The 14,769-nt window shown below is 70.4% G+C and carries 12 protein-coding genes; 6 read left to right on the top strand and 6 right to left on the bottom strand.

All coding sequences use genetic code 11. The annotated features are described in order from the left end of the window. Positions 1-21: 21 nt before the first annotated feature. The gene (locus tag KY469_02115) at positions 22-1,722 is read right to left on the bottom strand and encodes an amidase (GenBank protein MBW3661867.1); all 1,701 of its coding nucleotides are present in this window, start codon (positions 1,720-1,722) and stop codon (positions 22-24) included. A gap of 150 nt (positions 1,723-1,872) precedes the next feature. On the opposite strand from KY469_02115, the gene KY469_02110 reads away from it, so the two are divergent. The 5 genes from KY469_02110 to thpR all read left to right on the top strand — a co-directional run bounded on the left by KY469_02110 (position 1,873) and on the right by thpR (position 6,695). Next, positions 1,873-2,661, top strand: a complete 789-nt coding sequence (locus KY469_02110) for a DUF4115 domain-containing protein (GenBank protein ID MBW3661866.1) — start codon at positions 1,873-1,875, stop codon at positions 2,659-2,661. A gap of 47 nt (positions 2,662-2,708) precedes the next feature. Next, a complete protein-coding gene (gene rimO, locus KY469_02105) occupies positions 2,709-4,223 on the top strand; it encodes a 30S ribosomal protein S12 methylthiotransferase RimO (GenBank protein ID MBW3661865.1) in 1,515 nt (504 codons plus the stop codon). Positions 4,224-4,321: 98 nt separating this feature from the next. After that, the gene (gene pgsA, locus KY469_02100; GenBank protein ID MBW3661864.1) at positions 4,322-4,888 is read left to right on the top strand and encodes a CDP-diacylglycerol--glycerol-3-phosphate 3-phosphatidyltransferase; all 567 of its coding nucleotides are present in this window, start codon (positions 4,322-4,324) and stop codon (positions 4,886-4,888) included. 11 nt (positions 4,889-4,899) lie between these two features. Next, positions 4,900-6,144: a CinA family nicotinamide mononucleotide deamidase-related protein gene (locus KY469_02095; protein ID MBW3661863.1), complete on the top strand. Its 1,245-nt coding sequence runs from the start codon at positions 4,900-4,902 to the stop codon at positions 6,142-6,144. Then, positions 6,141-6,695, top strand: a complete 555-nt coding sequence (thpR, locus tag KY469_02090) for an RNA 2',3'-cyclic phosphodiesterase (GenBank protein MBW3661862.1) — start codon at positions 6,141-6,143, stop codon at positions 6,693-6,695. Before KY469_02095 ends, thpR begins: the two co-directional genes overlap by 4 nt. Here the strand turns inward: thpR and KY469_02085 are convergent. The 5 genes from KY469_02085 to KY469_02065 all read right to left on the bottom strand — a co-directional run bounded on the left by KY469_02085 (position 6,650) and on the right by KY469_02065 (position 10,939). Next, positions 6,650-6,991, bottom strand: a complete 342-nt coding sequence (locus KY469_02085; GenBank protein MBW3661861.1) for a hypothetical protein — start codon at positions 6,989-6,991, stop codon at positions 6,650-6,652. The two genes, thpR and KY469_02085, sit on opposite strands and share 46 nt — an antisense overlap. Then, the gene (locus KY469_02080; GenBank protein ID MBW3661860.1) at positions 6,988-7,236 is read right to left on the bottom strand and encodes a hypothetical protein; all 249 of its coding nucleotides are present in this window, start codon (positions 7,234-7,236) and stop codon (positions 6,988-6,990) included. The genes KY469_02085 and KY469_02080 overlap by 4 nt, the downstream gene beginning before the upstream one ends. A gap of 120 nt (positions 7,237-7,356) precedes the next feature. Further along, on the bottom strand, positions 7,357-8,064 hold the full coding sequence (locus tag KY469_02075; GenBank protein ID MBW3661859.1) for a 3'-5' exonuclease: 708 nt from the start codon (positions 8,062-8,064) through the stop codon (positions 7,357-7,359). 32 nt (positions 8,065-8,096) lie between these two features. Next, positions 8,097-10,457: a transglycosylase domain-containing protein gene (locus KY469_02070; protein MBW3661858.1), complete on the bottom strand. Its 2,361-nt coding sequence runs from the start codon at positions 10,455-10,457 to the stop codon at positions 8,097-8,099. A 167-nt stretch (positions 10,458-10,624) separates the two neighbouring features. Then, positions 10,625-10,939, bottom strand: a complete 315-nt coding sequence (locus KY469_02065) for a hypothetical protein (protein MBW3661857.1) — start codon at positions 10,937-10,939, stop codon at positions 10,625-10,627. 365 nt (positions 10,940-11,304) lie between these two features. On the opposite strand from KY469_02065, the gene KY469_02060 reads away from it, so the two are divergent. Then, the gene (locus KY469_02060) at positions 11,305-14,766 is read left to right on the top strand and encodes an intein-containing recombinase RecA (GenBank protein MBW3661856.1); all 3,462 of its coding nucleotides are present in this window, start codon (positions 11,305-11,307) and stop codon (positions 14,764-14,766) included. Positions 14,767-14,769: the final 3 nt, after the last annotated feature.

Raw genomic sequence — 14,769 nt, 5'->3', positions numbered from 1 at the left:
GTTCTCCCCCGATCGTGCCGGTTATCCCGTTCGATCGGGGGTGGAGTTCCGCAGCCCTGACTCGACGCCGCTGGTGACCAGCGCCGGTCGCAGATCAGTCGGGGCGGTGTCCCGCTCCTGCACCGGCACGTGAGCGCCGCCGCCGCCGTCGGGGCACGCCTCGGTGACGAGCGCGCCGGCGTTGACCTCCGTCGGTGGCACCCGCTGCAGCGTCGCCTGCTCGTAGTCGTAGGCGAACGACAGCAGCTGCGGCTCGGTCCACGCCGTGCTGAGGAACGCCAGGTTGATCGGACGGTGGCCGTTGCCGGTGGCGCCGGCGGGCACCGCAACGGTCGGGTAGCCCGCCGCAGCGCCGATACGGACCGTGCCGGTCCCGGATGACACGATCGCGTTGAGGTCGTGCTGGGCCAGGGTGTCGTCGATGATCGCTCGCGAGGTCTCGGTGACGGTGATGCTGCCCGGGATGGTCGACTCCACCGTCCCCGGCTGCGCTGCCGACGCGACCAGCAGCGAGTTCCCGTACGGGTAGCGGTCGGAGTGCTCCTGGCTGTAGAGCACGACGTCGTAGAGGGACTGCACCCCGGTCGGTGGGTTGGCCTCGGTCTGCAGGTAGCGGTCGAGGTAGGCCTTGAACTCGTTGGCGACGAAGCCGAGCTCGGCGAGTCCCACCTGCCCCAGGGTGCCGAAGTTGTCGATCTCGACGAGGGTCGCGCCCTGAGTCTCCAGCTCGTCGTACGCCTCGCGCAGGACGGAGCTCGTCGGGGTGCGGTCGGTCACGCCCAGCCGGACGCCCTCCAGCACGTCGGTGCGCAGGAACGGCAGGTAGTCCAGCGCCGGGGGCAGGTGCGGTCGGCTCTCGAGGCTGCGTGGATCGGTGGGGTCGACGCCGGCGGTCGCGCTCAAGAGCGCGGCGGCGTCGGTGATGTTGCGCGTCATCGGGCCGGTGGTGTCCCAACTCGGTGCCAGCGGGATCACGCCCGAGCGCGACACCAGGCCGACGGTCGGCTTGACCGCGGCCAGCCCCTGCACCTCCGCTGGCGACAGGATGCTGCCGGATGTCTCCGAGCCGATCGTCACGGTCGCGTACGCCATCGCCCCGGCAGTGGCAGGGCCGGACGAGGAGCCGCTGGGGTTGCGGGCGAGGTCGTAGGAGTTCAGCACCTGCCCGCCCAGCGAGCTGTAGCCGTTGGGCATGCGCAGATCGACCCAGTTGGCGAACTCGGCCAGCTCGGCCTTGCCGAGGATGATGGCGCCCTCCTCGCGGAGTCGCTCGACCAGGAAGGCGTCGTTGTCGGGGATGTTGCCCTCGAGCGCGATCGAGCCCGCGGTCGTCGGCATGTCGCCGGTGCCGATGTTGTCCTTCAGCAGCACCGGGATGCCGTGCATAGGGCCGCGGACGTGACCCGCGCGGCGCTCAGCGTCGAGCTGGTCGGCCTGTCCCAGCACGTCGGGGTGCAGCTCGCGGATGCCGTTGAGCTGCGGACCGGCGCCGTCGAACGCCGCGATCCGCTCCAGGTAGCGCTCGACCAGCTCACGGCTGGTGATGTCTCCCTGCTCCAGCGCCTCCTGCAGGTCCACGACCGTGACGTGCTGCAGGTCCAGGCCCGCGAGGTGGCGCAGGCAGTCGACCGGGTCGGTGCCGGGCTCGGTGGCCACCCCGTTCGAGGCGGGCGTGGCGGCGAGGACGGTGAGGGCGGCCAGGATCAGGGTCAGTCTGCGCATGCGGCGGACTTCGACACCGAGGGGCGTCGTCCCTGCTCGGGCGCGCCGTCGCCACGGCGGAGGTCGTGCTGGAACGCCGTGCGGGTGATGGGAAGCCGTAGGCTGGGACCGGGACCCACAGGTCCGGCAGCACTTGAGCATCGGCGCACCTTGAGCATCGGCATCGGCGAGGCGCTGCGCAGCGCCCGTGAGGAGCAGGGCCGCTCGGTCGAGGAGGCGGCCCGGGCGACGCGCGTACGCAGTGACTACATCCACGCGCTCGAGGAGGAAGAGTTCGCCATCTTCGGCGGGGACGTCTACGCGAAGGGGTTCATCCAGAGCTACGCCCGTTTCCTCGGCGTCGACGAACAGCCGCTGCTCGACGCCTACCGCCGCTACGTCCAGCACGACGACTACGACCCGCGCCGCCTCGCGACGCGCCCCGTCGCGCAGCCGACGCGAGCGCCGTTGCCCGGCTGGGTCCTGTGGGCCGGCATCGGTGTCGCGGTGCTCATCATCGCCATCGCCGCGGCCAACGTCTTCGGTGGGCGGACCCCCGAGCCCGCCGCCATCCCCACGGCGCCGGCGAGCGAGGTGTCGCCGCCGCCCACGGTGAGTCCCAGCCCCAGCCCATCGCCCTCGCCGACGTTCGACGACATCGACCTCGTAGTGCTCGTCGAGGAGCCGTGCTGGATCGAGGCCTCCGTCGACGGCACGGTCGTCGAGGCGGGCCGTGTGTACGAGCCGGGGGAGACGCTGTCGCTCGAGGCCGACGAGGCCGTCGAGATCACGTTCGGGAACGCCGGCGGGGTCCGCGTCGAACTCAACGGTCGTGACCTCGGTCCGCCGGGATCCCGCGGCGCGGTGGTCACGGCGACCTACGATCCGTCGGGGCGGGTGGGAGCCGACCAGGACGCTGCCACCGGCGAGCCCCAGACGGAGACGACCTCCCCGGCGTGAGGACGTACCCTCCCACCGATCGCGCAACCCTCCGCCAGGGCTCCCTCTTGACCTCCGTGACCGATCCGTCCGTCCCGACCGCTGCACGCGTCGCCATCGTGACGCTGGGCTGCGGCCGGAACGAGGTCGACTCCGACCAGCTCGCTGGGGTGCTCCACCGGGATGGCTACACGCTCGTGGACGACCCCTCGATGGCTGACGCCGTGCTCGTCAACACGTGCACCTTCATCGCCCCCGCCAAGGAGGAGTCGATCGAGACCATCCTCGCGGCGTGTGACCTCAAGGGTGCAGGCGTCCGCGCGGTGCTCGTGGTCGGATGCATGGCACAGCGCTACCCCGACGAGCTGGCCGAGGCCATCCCCGAGGCTGACGCCATCGTGGGCTTCGACGCCTACCCACGTCTGCCGAGCCTGTTGGGTGAGGTCCTCGCCGGACGCCCCATGGAACGGGTGCAGGCCACACGCCCCGCCGCCCCCGAGCACCGCACGTTCAGACCGAGCCTGCCGCTGCTGGTGATGCCGACCGAGGAGCCACCACCTGAGACGGCTCTCGACGTCCCGGTCACTACCCCACAGGACGACCTCGACCGGGTCCCCGCCAGCGGACCGAGGTTCCCGTTGCGCCGGTACGGCAGCGACGAGGCGCGGCCGCCGTGGGCCTACCTCAAGATCGCGTCGGGCTGCGACCGTGTGTGCACGTTCTGTGCCATCCCGTCCTTCCGCGGCCGGTTCCGGTCGCGGCCCCCGGACGAGATCGTGGCGGAGGCGCGCTGGCTGTCCGGCCAGGGCGCGCGCGAGCTGGTGCTGGTCAGCGAGAACACCACCTCCTGGGGCAAGGACATCGGAGGACGCGAGCTGCAGCCGCGGCTGCTGGAGCAACTGACCGCCATCGACGGCGTCGAGCAGGTGCGGCTGATGTACCTGCAGCCTGCGGAGCTGCAGCGGCCGCTGGTCGAGGCCATGGCGGCCAACCCGAAGGTCGCGTCTTACTTCGACCTGTCGCTGCAGCACGTGTCGGCCAGCGTGCTGGGCCGGATGGCTCGGAGTGGCTCACCCGAGCGCTTCGCGCAGCTGATCGCGGACATCCGCGCGCTCGATCCCGACGCCGTGTTCCGGTCCAACTTCATCCTGGGGTTCCCCGGCGAGACCGACGACGACGTCGCCGCGCTCGAGCGCTTCCTGTGGGACGTGGGGCTGGACTGGGTCGGCCTGTTCGCCTACAGCGACGAGGACGGCACGGCGGCGACCTCGCTGGACCGCCAGATCCCCTCCCACGAGGCTCAGCGGCGCGTCGCGCACCTCGCGCCGGTCGTGGAGACGGTGATGCAGCAGCGTGCTGAGCGCTTCATCGGCCGCGTCCTGGACGTCACGGTGCAGGGATCGGAGGCGGGCGTGTGCGTGGCGCGCTCCTTCCGGGAGGCCCCCGACACCGACGGCGAGATCGGTCTCGTCGGACCGGACGGGGCTCGCGTCGAGCTCCCCGCAGGACGTCGCGTCAGCGTGCACGTCGCCGCGGCCGATGGCGTCGATCTGGTCGCGACCGTCGACGCCCAGACGGCGTGAGCCGGGTGCCCGAGCCGGTCGACCCCGCCGAGGACGGAGGTCTGGCCGAGGTGCTGTTGCCCTCGGCGGAGCCCGACGACGTCGTCGATCTTCGCGAGCTGCGCGAGACGACCGAGCCCCACTGGTTCAACTTCCCCAACCTGCTGACCTTCCTGCGCGCGCTGCTGGTCCCGGTCATCCTGTGGCTGCTCGCCAAGGAAGATCCGGGCGCCCGGTGGTGGGCGTTCGGGATCTTCGCGTTCGCCGCTGCTACCGATTCGATCGATGGGTGGGTCGCGCGGCGCTGGCACGGCGTCACGAGGTGGGGTCAGCTCGCCGATCCGATCGCCGACAAGCTGCTGATCATCGGCTCGCTCGCCAGCCTGGCTGCGGTCGACCGGCTGCCGTGGTGGGCCGTCTGGGTGATCGTCGTCCGGGAGGTCGCCGTGACCCTGCTGCGGCTCGCCCTCGTGCGCCGCTACGACAAGGTCATGCCCGCATCGTCCTGGGGCAAGACCAAGACGGTGACCCAGGTCGCGGCGGTCATCGCGTTCCTGTGGCCGGGGGCATCCGTGTCGCTCCGCGACGTGCTGCTGTACCTCGCCGTGGGCATCACCGTGGTGTCCGGCGTCGACTACGCCTTCCGGGCCGGCCGGCTGGCTCGTAGCGCGAGGAGCGCCGTGTGAGAGGTGCGGTCATGTCGGTGGGATCGGAGCTGCTGCTCGGCGACCTCGTCGACACCAACGCTGCCTGGGTCAGCCAGCGTCTGCGCGAGCTCGGCGTGGGCGTCCACGCGCACGTCGCGGTCGGTGACGAGCTCAACGAGATGGTGCGCACCCTGCGCGACCTGATCGCGCGGAGCGACCTCGTCGTCGTCGGAGGTGGGCTTGGGCCGACGTCAGACGACATCACGCGTGAGGCGATCGCGGCCGCGGCCGACCTCGAGCTCGAGTCGCGCCCCGACCTCGAGGACCGCATCACCGAGCTGTTCGCCTCGCGCGGCTACCGCATGTCACCCTCGAACCTGCGCCAGGCACGGGTCCCTGCCGGGGCGCGGGTCTTCGATCCCGTGGGGACGGCCCCGGGGTTCGTCGTGGAGGTGCCGCGTCCCGACGACGCCGCCACGTGTGCGGTGTACGCCCTTCCCGGGGTGCCCTGGGAACTGCAGGAGCTGTTCGTCCGCGACGTCGCACCCGACGTGCTCGCGCGCAGCGGGGGCCGCGCGACCGTCACGCGCGTGGTGCACGTGGCGGGCCTGGGGGAGTCCACGGTCGGGGAGGCCGTGGCCGACACCATCGCCGACGCTGACGCCGCGGGTGACGTCGCCATCGCCTTCCTCGCGACCCGCCGCGAGATCCAGGTGCGGGTGACCGCGTCGGGCGAGGGGATCGACGACGCGCGGGCTCGCACCCAGCCGTACGTCGACCGGATCGTCGGGTCGCTCGGCCCGGTCGTCGCGGGCATCGACGACGAGGACCTCGAGCAGGCGGTCGTGCGCCTGCTGGAGGACCGCGGCGAGTCCGTGGCGACCGCCGAGTCGGCCACGGCGGGCGGCATCGCGGCGCGACTGGCCCGGGTCCCGGGGACCTCGGGCGTGCTCAAGGGCGGCGTGGCGGTCTACGCGACCGACAGCAAGAGCCGCGTCCTCGGCGTGGACCCCAAGCTGATCGAGGCGCACGGGCCGGTCAGTGCCGAGGTCACCAGCGACCTGGCGGTGCGGGTGCGAGAGCTGTTCGCCGCCGACTGGGGCATCGGGGTCACCGGCGTCGCCGGACCGTCGACGCAGGGCGGCCAGGACGTCGGCACCGCGTTCTGGGCCGTCGCGCGTCCGGATGGCGAGGTCGAGGTCCACGGGCGCAACATCCCCGGCGATCGCCTCACCGTCCAGGAGCGGCTCGGCAGCGCAGCCCTCGAGCTGCTCCGGCGCCGCCTCCTCCCGTGAGGTTGTTCCTCGCGCTCGATGTCCCGCAGGCGGTGCGGGACACGCTCGCTGCCGGGGTGGCCGCGTTGCGGGCGTCGCGCGACGACCTGTCCTGGACCCGTGCGGAGAACTGGCACCTCACGCTGGCGTTCCTCGGCGAGGTCGCGCTCGGACCCGACCCGGTCGTCGCCGCCATCGAGGACGAGGTCGTCGCCGTCGCCCCGATCGATCTGCAGCTCGACCGTGCTGGCCGCTTCGGGCGTCGCATCCTGTGGATGGGGGTGGCGGACGACCCGCCAGGCGCGATCGCGGCGCTGGGCGAGCGGCTGCAGGAGGCCCTGGCGGAGCACGACCTCCCGGTCGACCGCAAGCCGGTACGGCCCCACCTCACCCTCGCGCGCGTCCGGGGGAGAGGTCGAGGGGCCGTGACGTCCCACCTCGTCGACGAGGTGCCGCCGACCCCGGGTGCCTGGACTGCCTCGTCGGTCGAGGTGGTGGCGTCCCACCTCGGAGCCGGCGGGGCGCGCTACGAGGTCGTGGCGAGCGTGCCGCTGTCGGCGTCGAGGGGTTGACGGGCGATGCGCGAGGCGGCCTGGTCGAGCAGCTCCTGAGCACGCTGACTGGTACGACCGCGATCGCCGTACATGCTCCGGACGCGGTGACGGGCGGCGTGGAGCCGCGCGCTGGAGCCGTCCGCGGCGGCGACGAGGTCGTCGATGCAGTCGTCGTCGGGGCGTGACGAGGTCGCCAGCCCGAGCGCGAAGGCGGCCATCCACGCGGTGCTGCCCGCGGAGCGGATCGGGTCGCGGTCGTTGATCAGTTCCTGCGCTCTACGGCTGTCGCTACTTGAGAGCGGCATGTCGCTCATCGTTTGCTCCCCTCGTGTCGGCCTGCCTGCTCGCCCTTGGTGAGGATCGCGGAAACGGCCCTGAGCGTGTCGAGCACGCCGGCACCGTAAGCGAACGGGTCCTCGAACAGCGGTGCCTGCGCGAGCAGCTCGGTACGGATCGAGTCGAGCAGCTCGAGGCGTGTGGTCGCAAGCCGCTCCGGCTCGGCCGTGGCTGGCCGACCCTTTCGGACCGCGGTCTTCGGTTCGCTGAGCGTCCGGCCCACGTCGGCTCCCCTTTCCGGCGGAGCCGCAACCGGGATCAGGGGTGCGGCGGTGGCCCTGACGGTACCCCCCCTCTCAGCCCCCGGGTACGACCGAACGGTCAGCGCGCGGACCTGTGCGGGTCAGGACATCTGGGCTGGAGGGATGGGCCGGCCGGACGTCGCGTCTGGCCCGGCTGGTGCGGGCTCGGACGCGTCCCCCGATGGGGCCGTCGCGTCCGCGTCGTCCGCCGCTACCTCGCGGGGCACGGGTGGAGGCAGCGGCTCGCTGCGCGCGCGCAGGTCCGCGATCACCTCCCAGATGCGATCGAACACGCGCATGACCTGCTGCGCGTCGTAGAGCGCACCGTGGGCCTGGCCCTTGTCGTGGCCCACCCCGAAGGCCCGGCACGTCTTGGCGAGGCTGCGCGGCGCCTCGGGACCCCCCGCGATGAGCGGCAGCGCCAGGGTCTCGACGTCGACCAGGTGATGGTCCCAGGTGGGTTCCCGCCCGAGCTTCTTGCACGCCTTGTGCATCTGGCGGACGTCGAAGTCGGGCACCGCGCCGACGATGACCGCGCCGTCGGCATCCTCGAGGAACTGCGGCAGCCACTGCGACATCGGGGTGCGCGGTTGGTCCGCGATGCGTTCGTGGTAACCGGTGAGCTCCAGCGCGTCGTCGTCCGCACCGTCGAGGGTGTGGTCGGGGAAGTACTGGCGTTGCACCTCGGAACCGTCCTCGAACCGCACGATCCACGCCACCTCGGTCAGCTCATGCCGGTCGAGGTCGAGGCCGGTCGCCTCGGTGTCAAGGAACACGAACCGGGTCCCCTTCGGGGTGTCGTCAGCCACCGTCGCTCCTGTCCGCGTCCACGGTAGCGTCGTCAACTGCCCTGACGCCGCGGGGCGAACCCGATGAGCGCGAACATCGCTGAGGATGCTCCCTCGGTGGGACTCGGCGAGGGCGAGGGTTCCGTGGCCTCCGCCTCCTCGGTGGGGCTCGGTGAGGGCGAGGGTTCCTCGGTGGGGCTGGGTTCGGGTGAGGGCGAGGGATCGTCGGTCGGCTCGGGGAGCGGATCGTCGGGGATCGGTTCGGGATCCGGCTCCGGCGATGGCGATGGGCTCGGCTGGGGCGATGGGCTCGGGCTCGGCTGCGGCGATGGCTCCTCGGGGCGCGTGTCGGTCGGCTCGGGCTCCGGCGCGTCCGTCGGCGGCGGTGGTGGTGACAGCGGGAGGAGCGTCGGCGTGGGTGCCGGGGATGGGGATTCGAGCTCCTCGGGAGGGCCATCGGCCCGTTCGAGCGTCACGCTCGGCAGCGGTAGCGGCTCGACGTCCTCGAGCGCGGCGAGCATCACGTCGTGCCAGATGGCTGCGGGCGCGGTACCGCCGGCGACGCGCCGGTACCCCAGGACCCCGATCATCGGCTCGGGCTGCTCGTAGCCGACCCAGACCGCGGTCGTGAGCTGGGGCACGTAGCCGACGAACCACGCGTCACGCCAGTCGTCCGTGGTCCCCGTCTTGCCGGCGGCGGGGCGACCGATGTCGGCCGCGGTCCCGGTTCCCCCCTCGATCACCCGAGTCAGCATCGTGGTGATCGCATCGGCGTTCTGCGGCTGCAGGACCGGGCGGCAGTCGGGCGCGTTGCGCAGGAGCACCTCGCCGTCCTGGTCCGCGATCGACTCGACGGCGAACGGCTCACACCGTTCGCCCCCGTTGGCGAACGTCGTGTACGCGCTGGCGAGGTCGATCGGGAAGATGTCCGCTGATCCGAGACCGAGCGAGCAGACCGCCGGAAGGTCGCCCCGGATCCCGAGCTGGTGGGCCATGTCGACGACTCGCTCGGGGCCAAGATCGGCAGCCAGGCGTGCGTGGTAGACGTTGTTGGAAACACGGATGGCCTCCGGCATGTCCATCCAGGCGCGCGAGGTCGGGGCGTAGTTCTCCGGCTCCCAGGGCTCGCCGTCGGTCTCGCAGCGCTCGCCCCCGACCTCCTGTCCACCGCGCGTGCGGAACGCGGTGTCCGTCCCGCGGCCGTGCTCCAGCGCGGTCGCGAGGACGACCGGCTTGAACGACGACCCCGCCTGGCGACCCGAGCCACCGGAGCCGGGAACCAGGGGGTTGACGTTGGTCTCCAGGCACGGTTCCTCACCGTCCTCGCACTCGCCGAAGGGCTTCGGGGCGACCGCCATCGCGGCGATGCGGCCGGTACCGGGCTCGATCGAGACCACCCCTCCGAGGGGGTCGGCGAGCGGATCGTCGATGTGGGCGAGCAGTCCCTGCACGGCCGCGCTCTGGACCTTCGGTTGCAGGGTCGTGCTGATGGTCAAGCCGCCGCTGAAGAGCCGACGCGCCCGGTCCTCCCGGGTCTCCCCGAGCCGGTCGTCATCGAGGAGCCGCTGCTTGACGTACTCGACGAAGAACGGTTCGCGGGGCGGCGGGGGAGGTGTGACGGTCAGAGCGAGGGGGGCGCTGGCGAGCCGGTCGGCTTCCTCACGACCGATGACGTCGTAGCGCGCCATCAGGTCGAGCACCACGTTGCGGCGCTCGGTCGCCCGTTCGGGGTGCTCGATCGGGTCGGTCCGTTCCGGGCTCGAGATGAGGCCGGCGAGCAGCGCCGCTTCCTGCGGTTCGAGCTCCTCCAAGGACTTGTCGAAGTAGAACCGTGTCGCGGTGCCGACGCCGTACACGCCGTTGCCGAGGTACACCGCGTTGAGGTAGCGCTCGAGGATCTGCTCCTTCGACAGCCGCCGTTCCAGCTCGACGGCGGTGATGGCCTCGCGGACCTTCCGCGCCACGGTCTGGCGGGCATCGAGGAACAGGTTCTTGACGAGCTGTTGGGTGATGGTCGAACCACCCTGTTGGATCTCGCCGCCGCGCACGTTGGCCGCGAACGCCCGTGCGATGGCGCGGTGATCGACACCGTTGTGGGACTGGAAGTCGCGGTCCTCGGTGACGAGCACGGCGTCGATCAGGATCTGGGGAACCGCCTCGAGCTCGACCCGGACGCGGTGCTCGGCTCCGATGAACAGCCCGAGTCGCGAGCCGTCCGCTGCCAGGACCTCGGACCGCAGCGCCGGTTCCGGGACCTCGTCGGGCAGTTCGATCGGGGCGAGCAGCTGCTCGTCGACCTGATCGGCGATGTCGGAGATGCTCGTCAGGCCGGGGTACGCGAGCGCGCCGACGAAGAGCGGGAAGACGAACACGAACGACAGCAGACGCAGGGCGGGACGGACTCGTTCGGCCACGATCTACGCGGGACCTCTCGGTGGCGGCACCTCCATGGTGCGGTGATGCGGCGGAGTGCGCGTGTGCGGAGCGGGGCCGTTCGGTCAGCGGTCGTCGCGCTGCGTGAGCGTGGCCCGGTCGAACGCGGGGAGCGCCGCGCCGGCGAGGTCACCGCGGGAGTCGCGCGTCAGCGGTGCAGGTCGCGTTGCAGGGAGGCCACCCGGCCCTCGATCTCCTCGGCCGCGTGGGGATCACGCTCGAGGTCGAGACGCATCAGCTCGGCGCGGACGGATTCGACCTGGTCGGCGAACGCCGGATCGATCGGGACGACGCCCGGTACCTCGCGCTCCTGCCCAGCGCTGGTCATGGTGGTCGTCAGGTCCGCGACGAGCGTGCCGCAGGTCACAGCCAGCCGACCGTACGCGTCGTCGGGACGCTCGGATCGGCGCGCGGCCAGCGCCGCGGTGTTCTTCAACGACTGGACGAAGTCCACGGTCCGCATCACCATCCTCGTTCCCCTCGTTCCCAACGCAACACCACACATGCAGGTTGTACTACCGCTTCGCTACTTGAGTACTCAAGGATGCGCCGCTCGAGGGGGTGACAGCCGCAGGTGACCCCTGCCGTTCGTCCGTGGCGCCGTCGGTCGTCGAGGGTGTTCGACTCCGAACACCTGTTCGCGTAGCCTCCCGCCGACGTCCCGTCGGCGCGGTGTCCACAGGCGGCGGGGCGCGGGTCCTGGGAGCTGTCACACCCCGGCCGTAGGGTCCCGACCGAGCACCACGCACCAGCGCCAGATGCACACCCGCCAGATGCACGAAGACCGACGAGCCGCAACAGCGGTACCGCTACCCGGAGGCAGCAGCCGTGTCAGACGTCGACAAGAAGAAGGCCCTCGAGGTCGCCCTCGGCCAGATCGAGAAGCAGTTCGGCAAGGGCTCGCTCATGAAGCTGGGCGACGACGCCGCCATCCCGGTCGCGGCCATCCCCACCGGGGCGCTGGCGCTCGACCTCGCTCTCGGCATCGGCGGCCTCCCGCGCGGCCGCGTGGTCGAGATATACGGACCGGAGAGCAGTGGAAAGTGCATTCCGGCTGGCACCTACGTGTGGAGCGACCACGGCCTCGAGACCATCGAGGAGCTGTTCGCGCGCGTCGGCCAGCCCACCAGTTGCACGTCGCGGGTGACCGACGTGTCGGACCACGGTGTCCGCCTCGTCAACGAGGAGGGCGAACTCGAGCCCATGGCAGCGGTCACGCACAACGACCGTCAGCCGGTCTGGCGTGTCCAACTCCAGTCAGGTCGTCACGTCATGGCGACTGCGAACCACCCTCTTCGTCTCATGAACGAACGTGGGCAGATCGTCTGGCGGACGGTTGAGGAGTTGCAGCTTGGCGACGTATTGGTATCTGCGCTCTTCGGAGCCGATGAATCACCGGGAACGAGCCGGTTGACCGAGGACGAAGCGCTGCTGCTCGGCTACCTCGTCGCTGAGGGCTCTCTCGGCGAGAGCAGTCGCCATGTGGTGGAGTTCATCAACGCCCACGACCCCGATGTATCGGCGGAGTACATCCGTCTTCTGAGAGATGTGTTCGGGGTCGAACGGGATCGGGTCACCATCCAAGGCGGCACTCATCATCGTGTCTTCGATACCCGTCTGCGGCGGCGTCTGCACGACGAGTACGGGCTCGATTTCACCAAATCCGCCGGGAAGACGATCCCGCACCGGGTGCGGACCGGTGGGCCGAAGATCCAGCGGGCGTTCCTGTCGGCGCTGTACGAGGGCGACGGTTGGATCGAGAAGGGTCCCGAGGTCGGCCTGACGACCGCGTCCCGGGAACTCGCCGAGCAGGTCCAGCTCCTGCTCTACGGCTTGGGCATCCCCGCGAGCCTCAACGCCAAGTTCAACAGGAACTACGAGCGGGATTACCACACCGTCCTCGTCTCTCCAGGTGCGGTGCTGCGCTTCCTCGATCTCGTCGGCTTCCGGTCGAAGCGGCGTGAGGAGCAGGTCCGTCGGTACCTCCGTCAGCCGCGTGACTTCACCCAGTTCGAGAACGTGCCCCACGTCGCGGACCTCGTGCGCGATCTGCGTGACGCGATGGGTGGGGACCGCGAGTTCGATCGGCTCGCGGGTGACCTGTTCCGCCGGAACCTGACATCGCGACCCGACGGCGCCATCGACTGCTCGCCCACGCGTCTCGACGCGATCGTGGACTGGGCCGAACGCCGCTTCGTGCCCGGACCCGCCCTGCCCATCCTCGCCCAGCTCCGGGAGCTTCTCCGTCACCGCTACACGTACGAGCGGATCGTCGCCATCGAGGAGGCGGGCGAACAACCCACCTTCGATGTCGTGGTTCCGAAGACCCACAGCTTCCTCGCCAACGGGGTGCTGTCGCACAACACCTCGGTCGCGTTGCACGTGATCGCCGAGGCACAGAAGCTGGGCGGCATCGCGGCGTTCATCGACGCCGAGCACGCCCTCGACCCCGTCTACGCCCGCGCCATCGGCGTCGACATCGACGAGATGCTGGTCAGCCAACCCGACACCGGGGAACAGGCGCTCGAGATCACCGACATGCTCGTGCGGTCCGGGGCGGTCGACATCATCGTGGTTGACTCGGTGGCCGCGCTCGTGCCCCGCGCCGAGATCGAAGGCGAGATGGGCGACACCCACGTCGGCCTCCAGGCGCGCCTCATGAGCCAGGCCCTGCGCAAGCTCGCCGGCTCCATCAAGAAGTCCAACACCTGCACCGTCTTCATCAACCAGCTCCGCGAGAAGGTAGGCGTGATGTTCGGGTGCGCAAGCGGCTCGACCCGGGTCAGCCTGGCCGACGGCTCCCACCTACCCATCGCTGAGATCGTCAAGCAGCAGCTCGACGTCGAGGTGTTGTCCTACGACGACGAGGCTGGCGCGATAGTCCCCAGGCGCGTCACCGGCTGGTTCGACAACGGTCCCACCACGACGTTCCTGCACTTCGCTGTGGAGCGTGCGGGCGGGGGCGTCGGCCACTACGAGTCGCACCTGGAGTTCACGCCGAACCACCTGATCATGACGCCGGAGGGTTGGCTCGAAGCGCAGGAGCTGCAGGTCGGCGATCAGGTCATCCAGGCGGTGCCACACCACCTGTCCGACCAGCAGTGGGAGGTCGTCCTCGGCACCCTGATGGGCGACGGTGCGCTCTCCCCATCACAGTCGGGGCGAGCGGCGCGGCTCCGTTGGGGCCACGGTGCGGCGCAGGCCGAGTACGCGGACTGGAAGGCGTCCCTGTTCGGCAACATCAACGTGAGCCGCAGCACGAACGCGAAGGGTGCGGTCTTCTACGACGGCCAACCGCTCGCGGAACTCGCGGACCTGCGTGACGCCGTCTACTTCGGCAACGGGAAGGTCCTCAGCCACGACTACCTCAAGCGGCTGACTCCGCTGTCTCTGGCGCTGTGGTACATGGACGACGCCACGTTCACGCTGCGATCGAAGGGCATCCAGGGACGGACACGAGGTGGTTCCGGGAGGGTCGAGATCTGCGTCCAGGCCATCGAGGCGACCTCGCGCGTCAGGCTCCAGGAGTACCTGCGCGACACGTGGGGCATCGAGGCCAAGCTGACCCGCCGAGGTAAGCGCCAGATGCACTACCTCGTCTTCTCTCGTGATGAGACCGACAAGCTCCAGGAGCTGGTCGCGCCGTACATCCATCCGTCGATGGACTACAAGCTCCTGCCCCGGTTCCGAGGGCGTTTCGAGGTGGAGTCCGTCTTCGTGCCTGTCCGGTTCGTTCCCACGCCGATGCAGATCCTGCGGATCGATGAGCGAGGGACGCCTCGTGACGATGACCACCGCTACGACATCGAGGTCGAGGGGACGCACAACTACTTCGCTGACGGCGTGATGGTGCACAACAGCCCCGAGACCACGCCGGGTGGGCGGGCGTTGAAGTTCTACTCGTCGGTGCGGCTCGACGTGCGGCGCATCGAGACGCTCAAAGACGGCACCGACGCGGTCGGCAACCGGGTGCGCGTGAAGGTCGTGAAGAACAAGGTGGCGTCTCCCTTCAAGCTCGCCGAGTTCGACATCCTGTACGGCGAGGGGATCTCGCGCGAAGGGTCGCTGCTCGACGTCGGCGTGGACACCGCGATCATCCGCAAGGCAGGTGCTTGGTACACCTACGAGGGCGAGCAGCTCGGCCAGGGCCGCGAGAACGCGCGCACCTTCCTCAAGGAGAACCCAGACATCGCCAACGAGATCGCCAAGCGTGTCCGCGACGAGCTCGGCATCGATCCCATCATCTCCGTCGAGGAGGCCGAGGCCGTCGCCGACGCGGACGAGGAGTAGGCG

The sequence above is a fragment of the Actinomycetota bacterium genome (genome assembly GCA_019347575.1).
Taxonomy (GTDB): domain Bacteria; phylum Actinomycetota; class Nitriliruptoria; order Nitriliruptorales; family Nitriliruptoraceae; genus JAHWKY01.
The sequence above is the reverse complement of the archived record's forward strand: the minus strand, read 5'-3'. Positions and strand labels throughout refer to the sequence as shown.

Excerpts from the sequence above, each read along its gene's own strand:
- KY469_02115 (MBW3661867.1), bottom strand. The coding sequence starts at position 1,722 with ATGCGCAGACTGACCCTGATCCTGGCCGCCCTCACCGTCCTCGCCGCC.
- KY469_02095 (MBW3661863.1), top strand. The coding sequence starts at position 4,900 with ATGTCGGTGGGATCGGAGCTGCTGCTCGGCGACCTCGTCGACACCAAC.
- KY469_02085 (MBW3661861.1), bottom strand. The coding sequence starts at position 6,991 with ATGAGCGACATGCCGCTCTCAAGTAGCGACAGCCGTAGAGCGCAGGAA.
- KY469_02065 (MBW3661857.1), bottom strand. The coding sequence starts at position 10,939 with ATGCGGACCGTGGACTTCGTCCAGTCGTTGAAGAACACCGCGGCGCTG.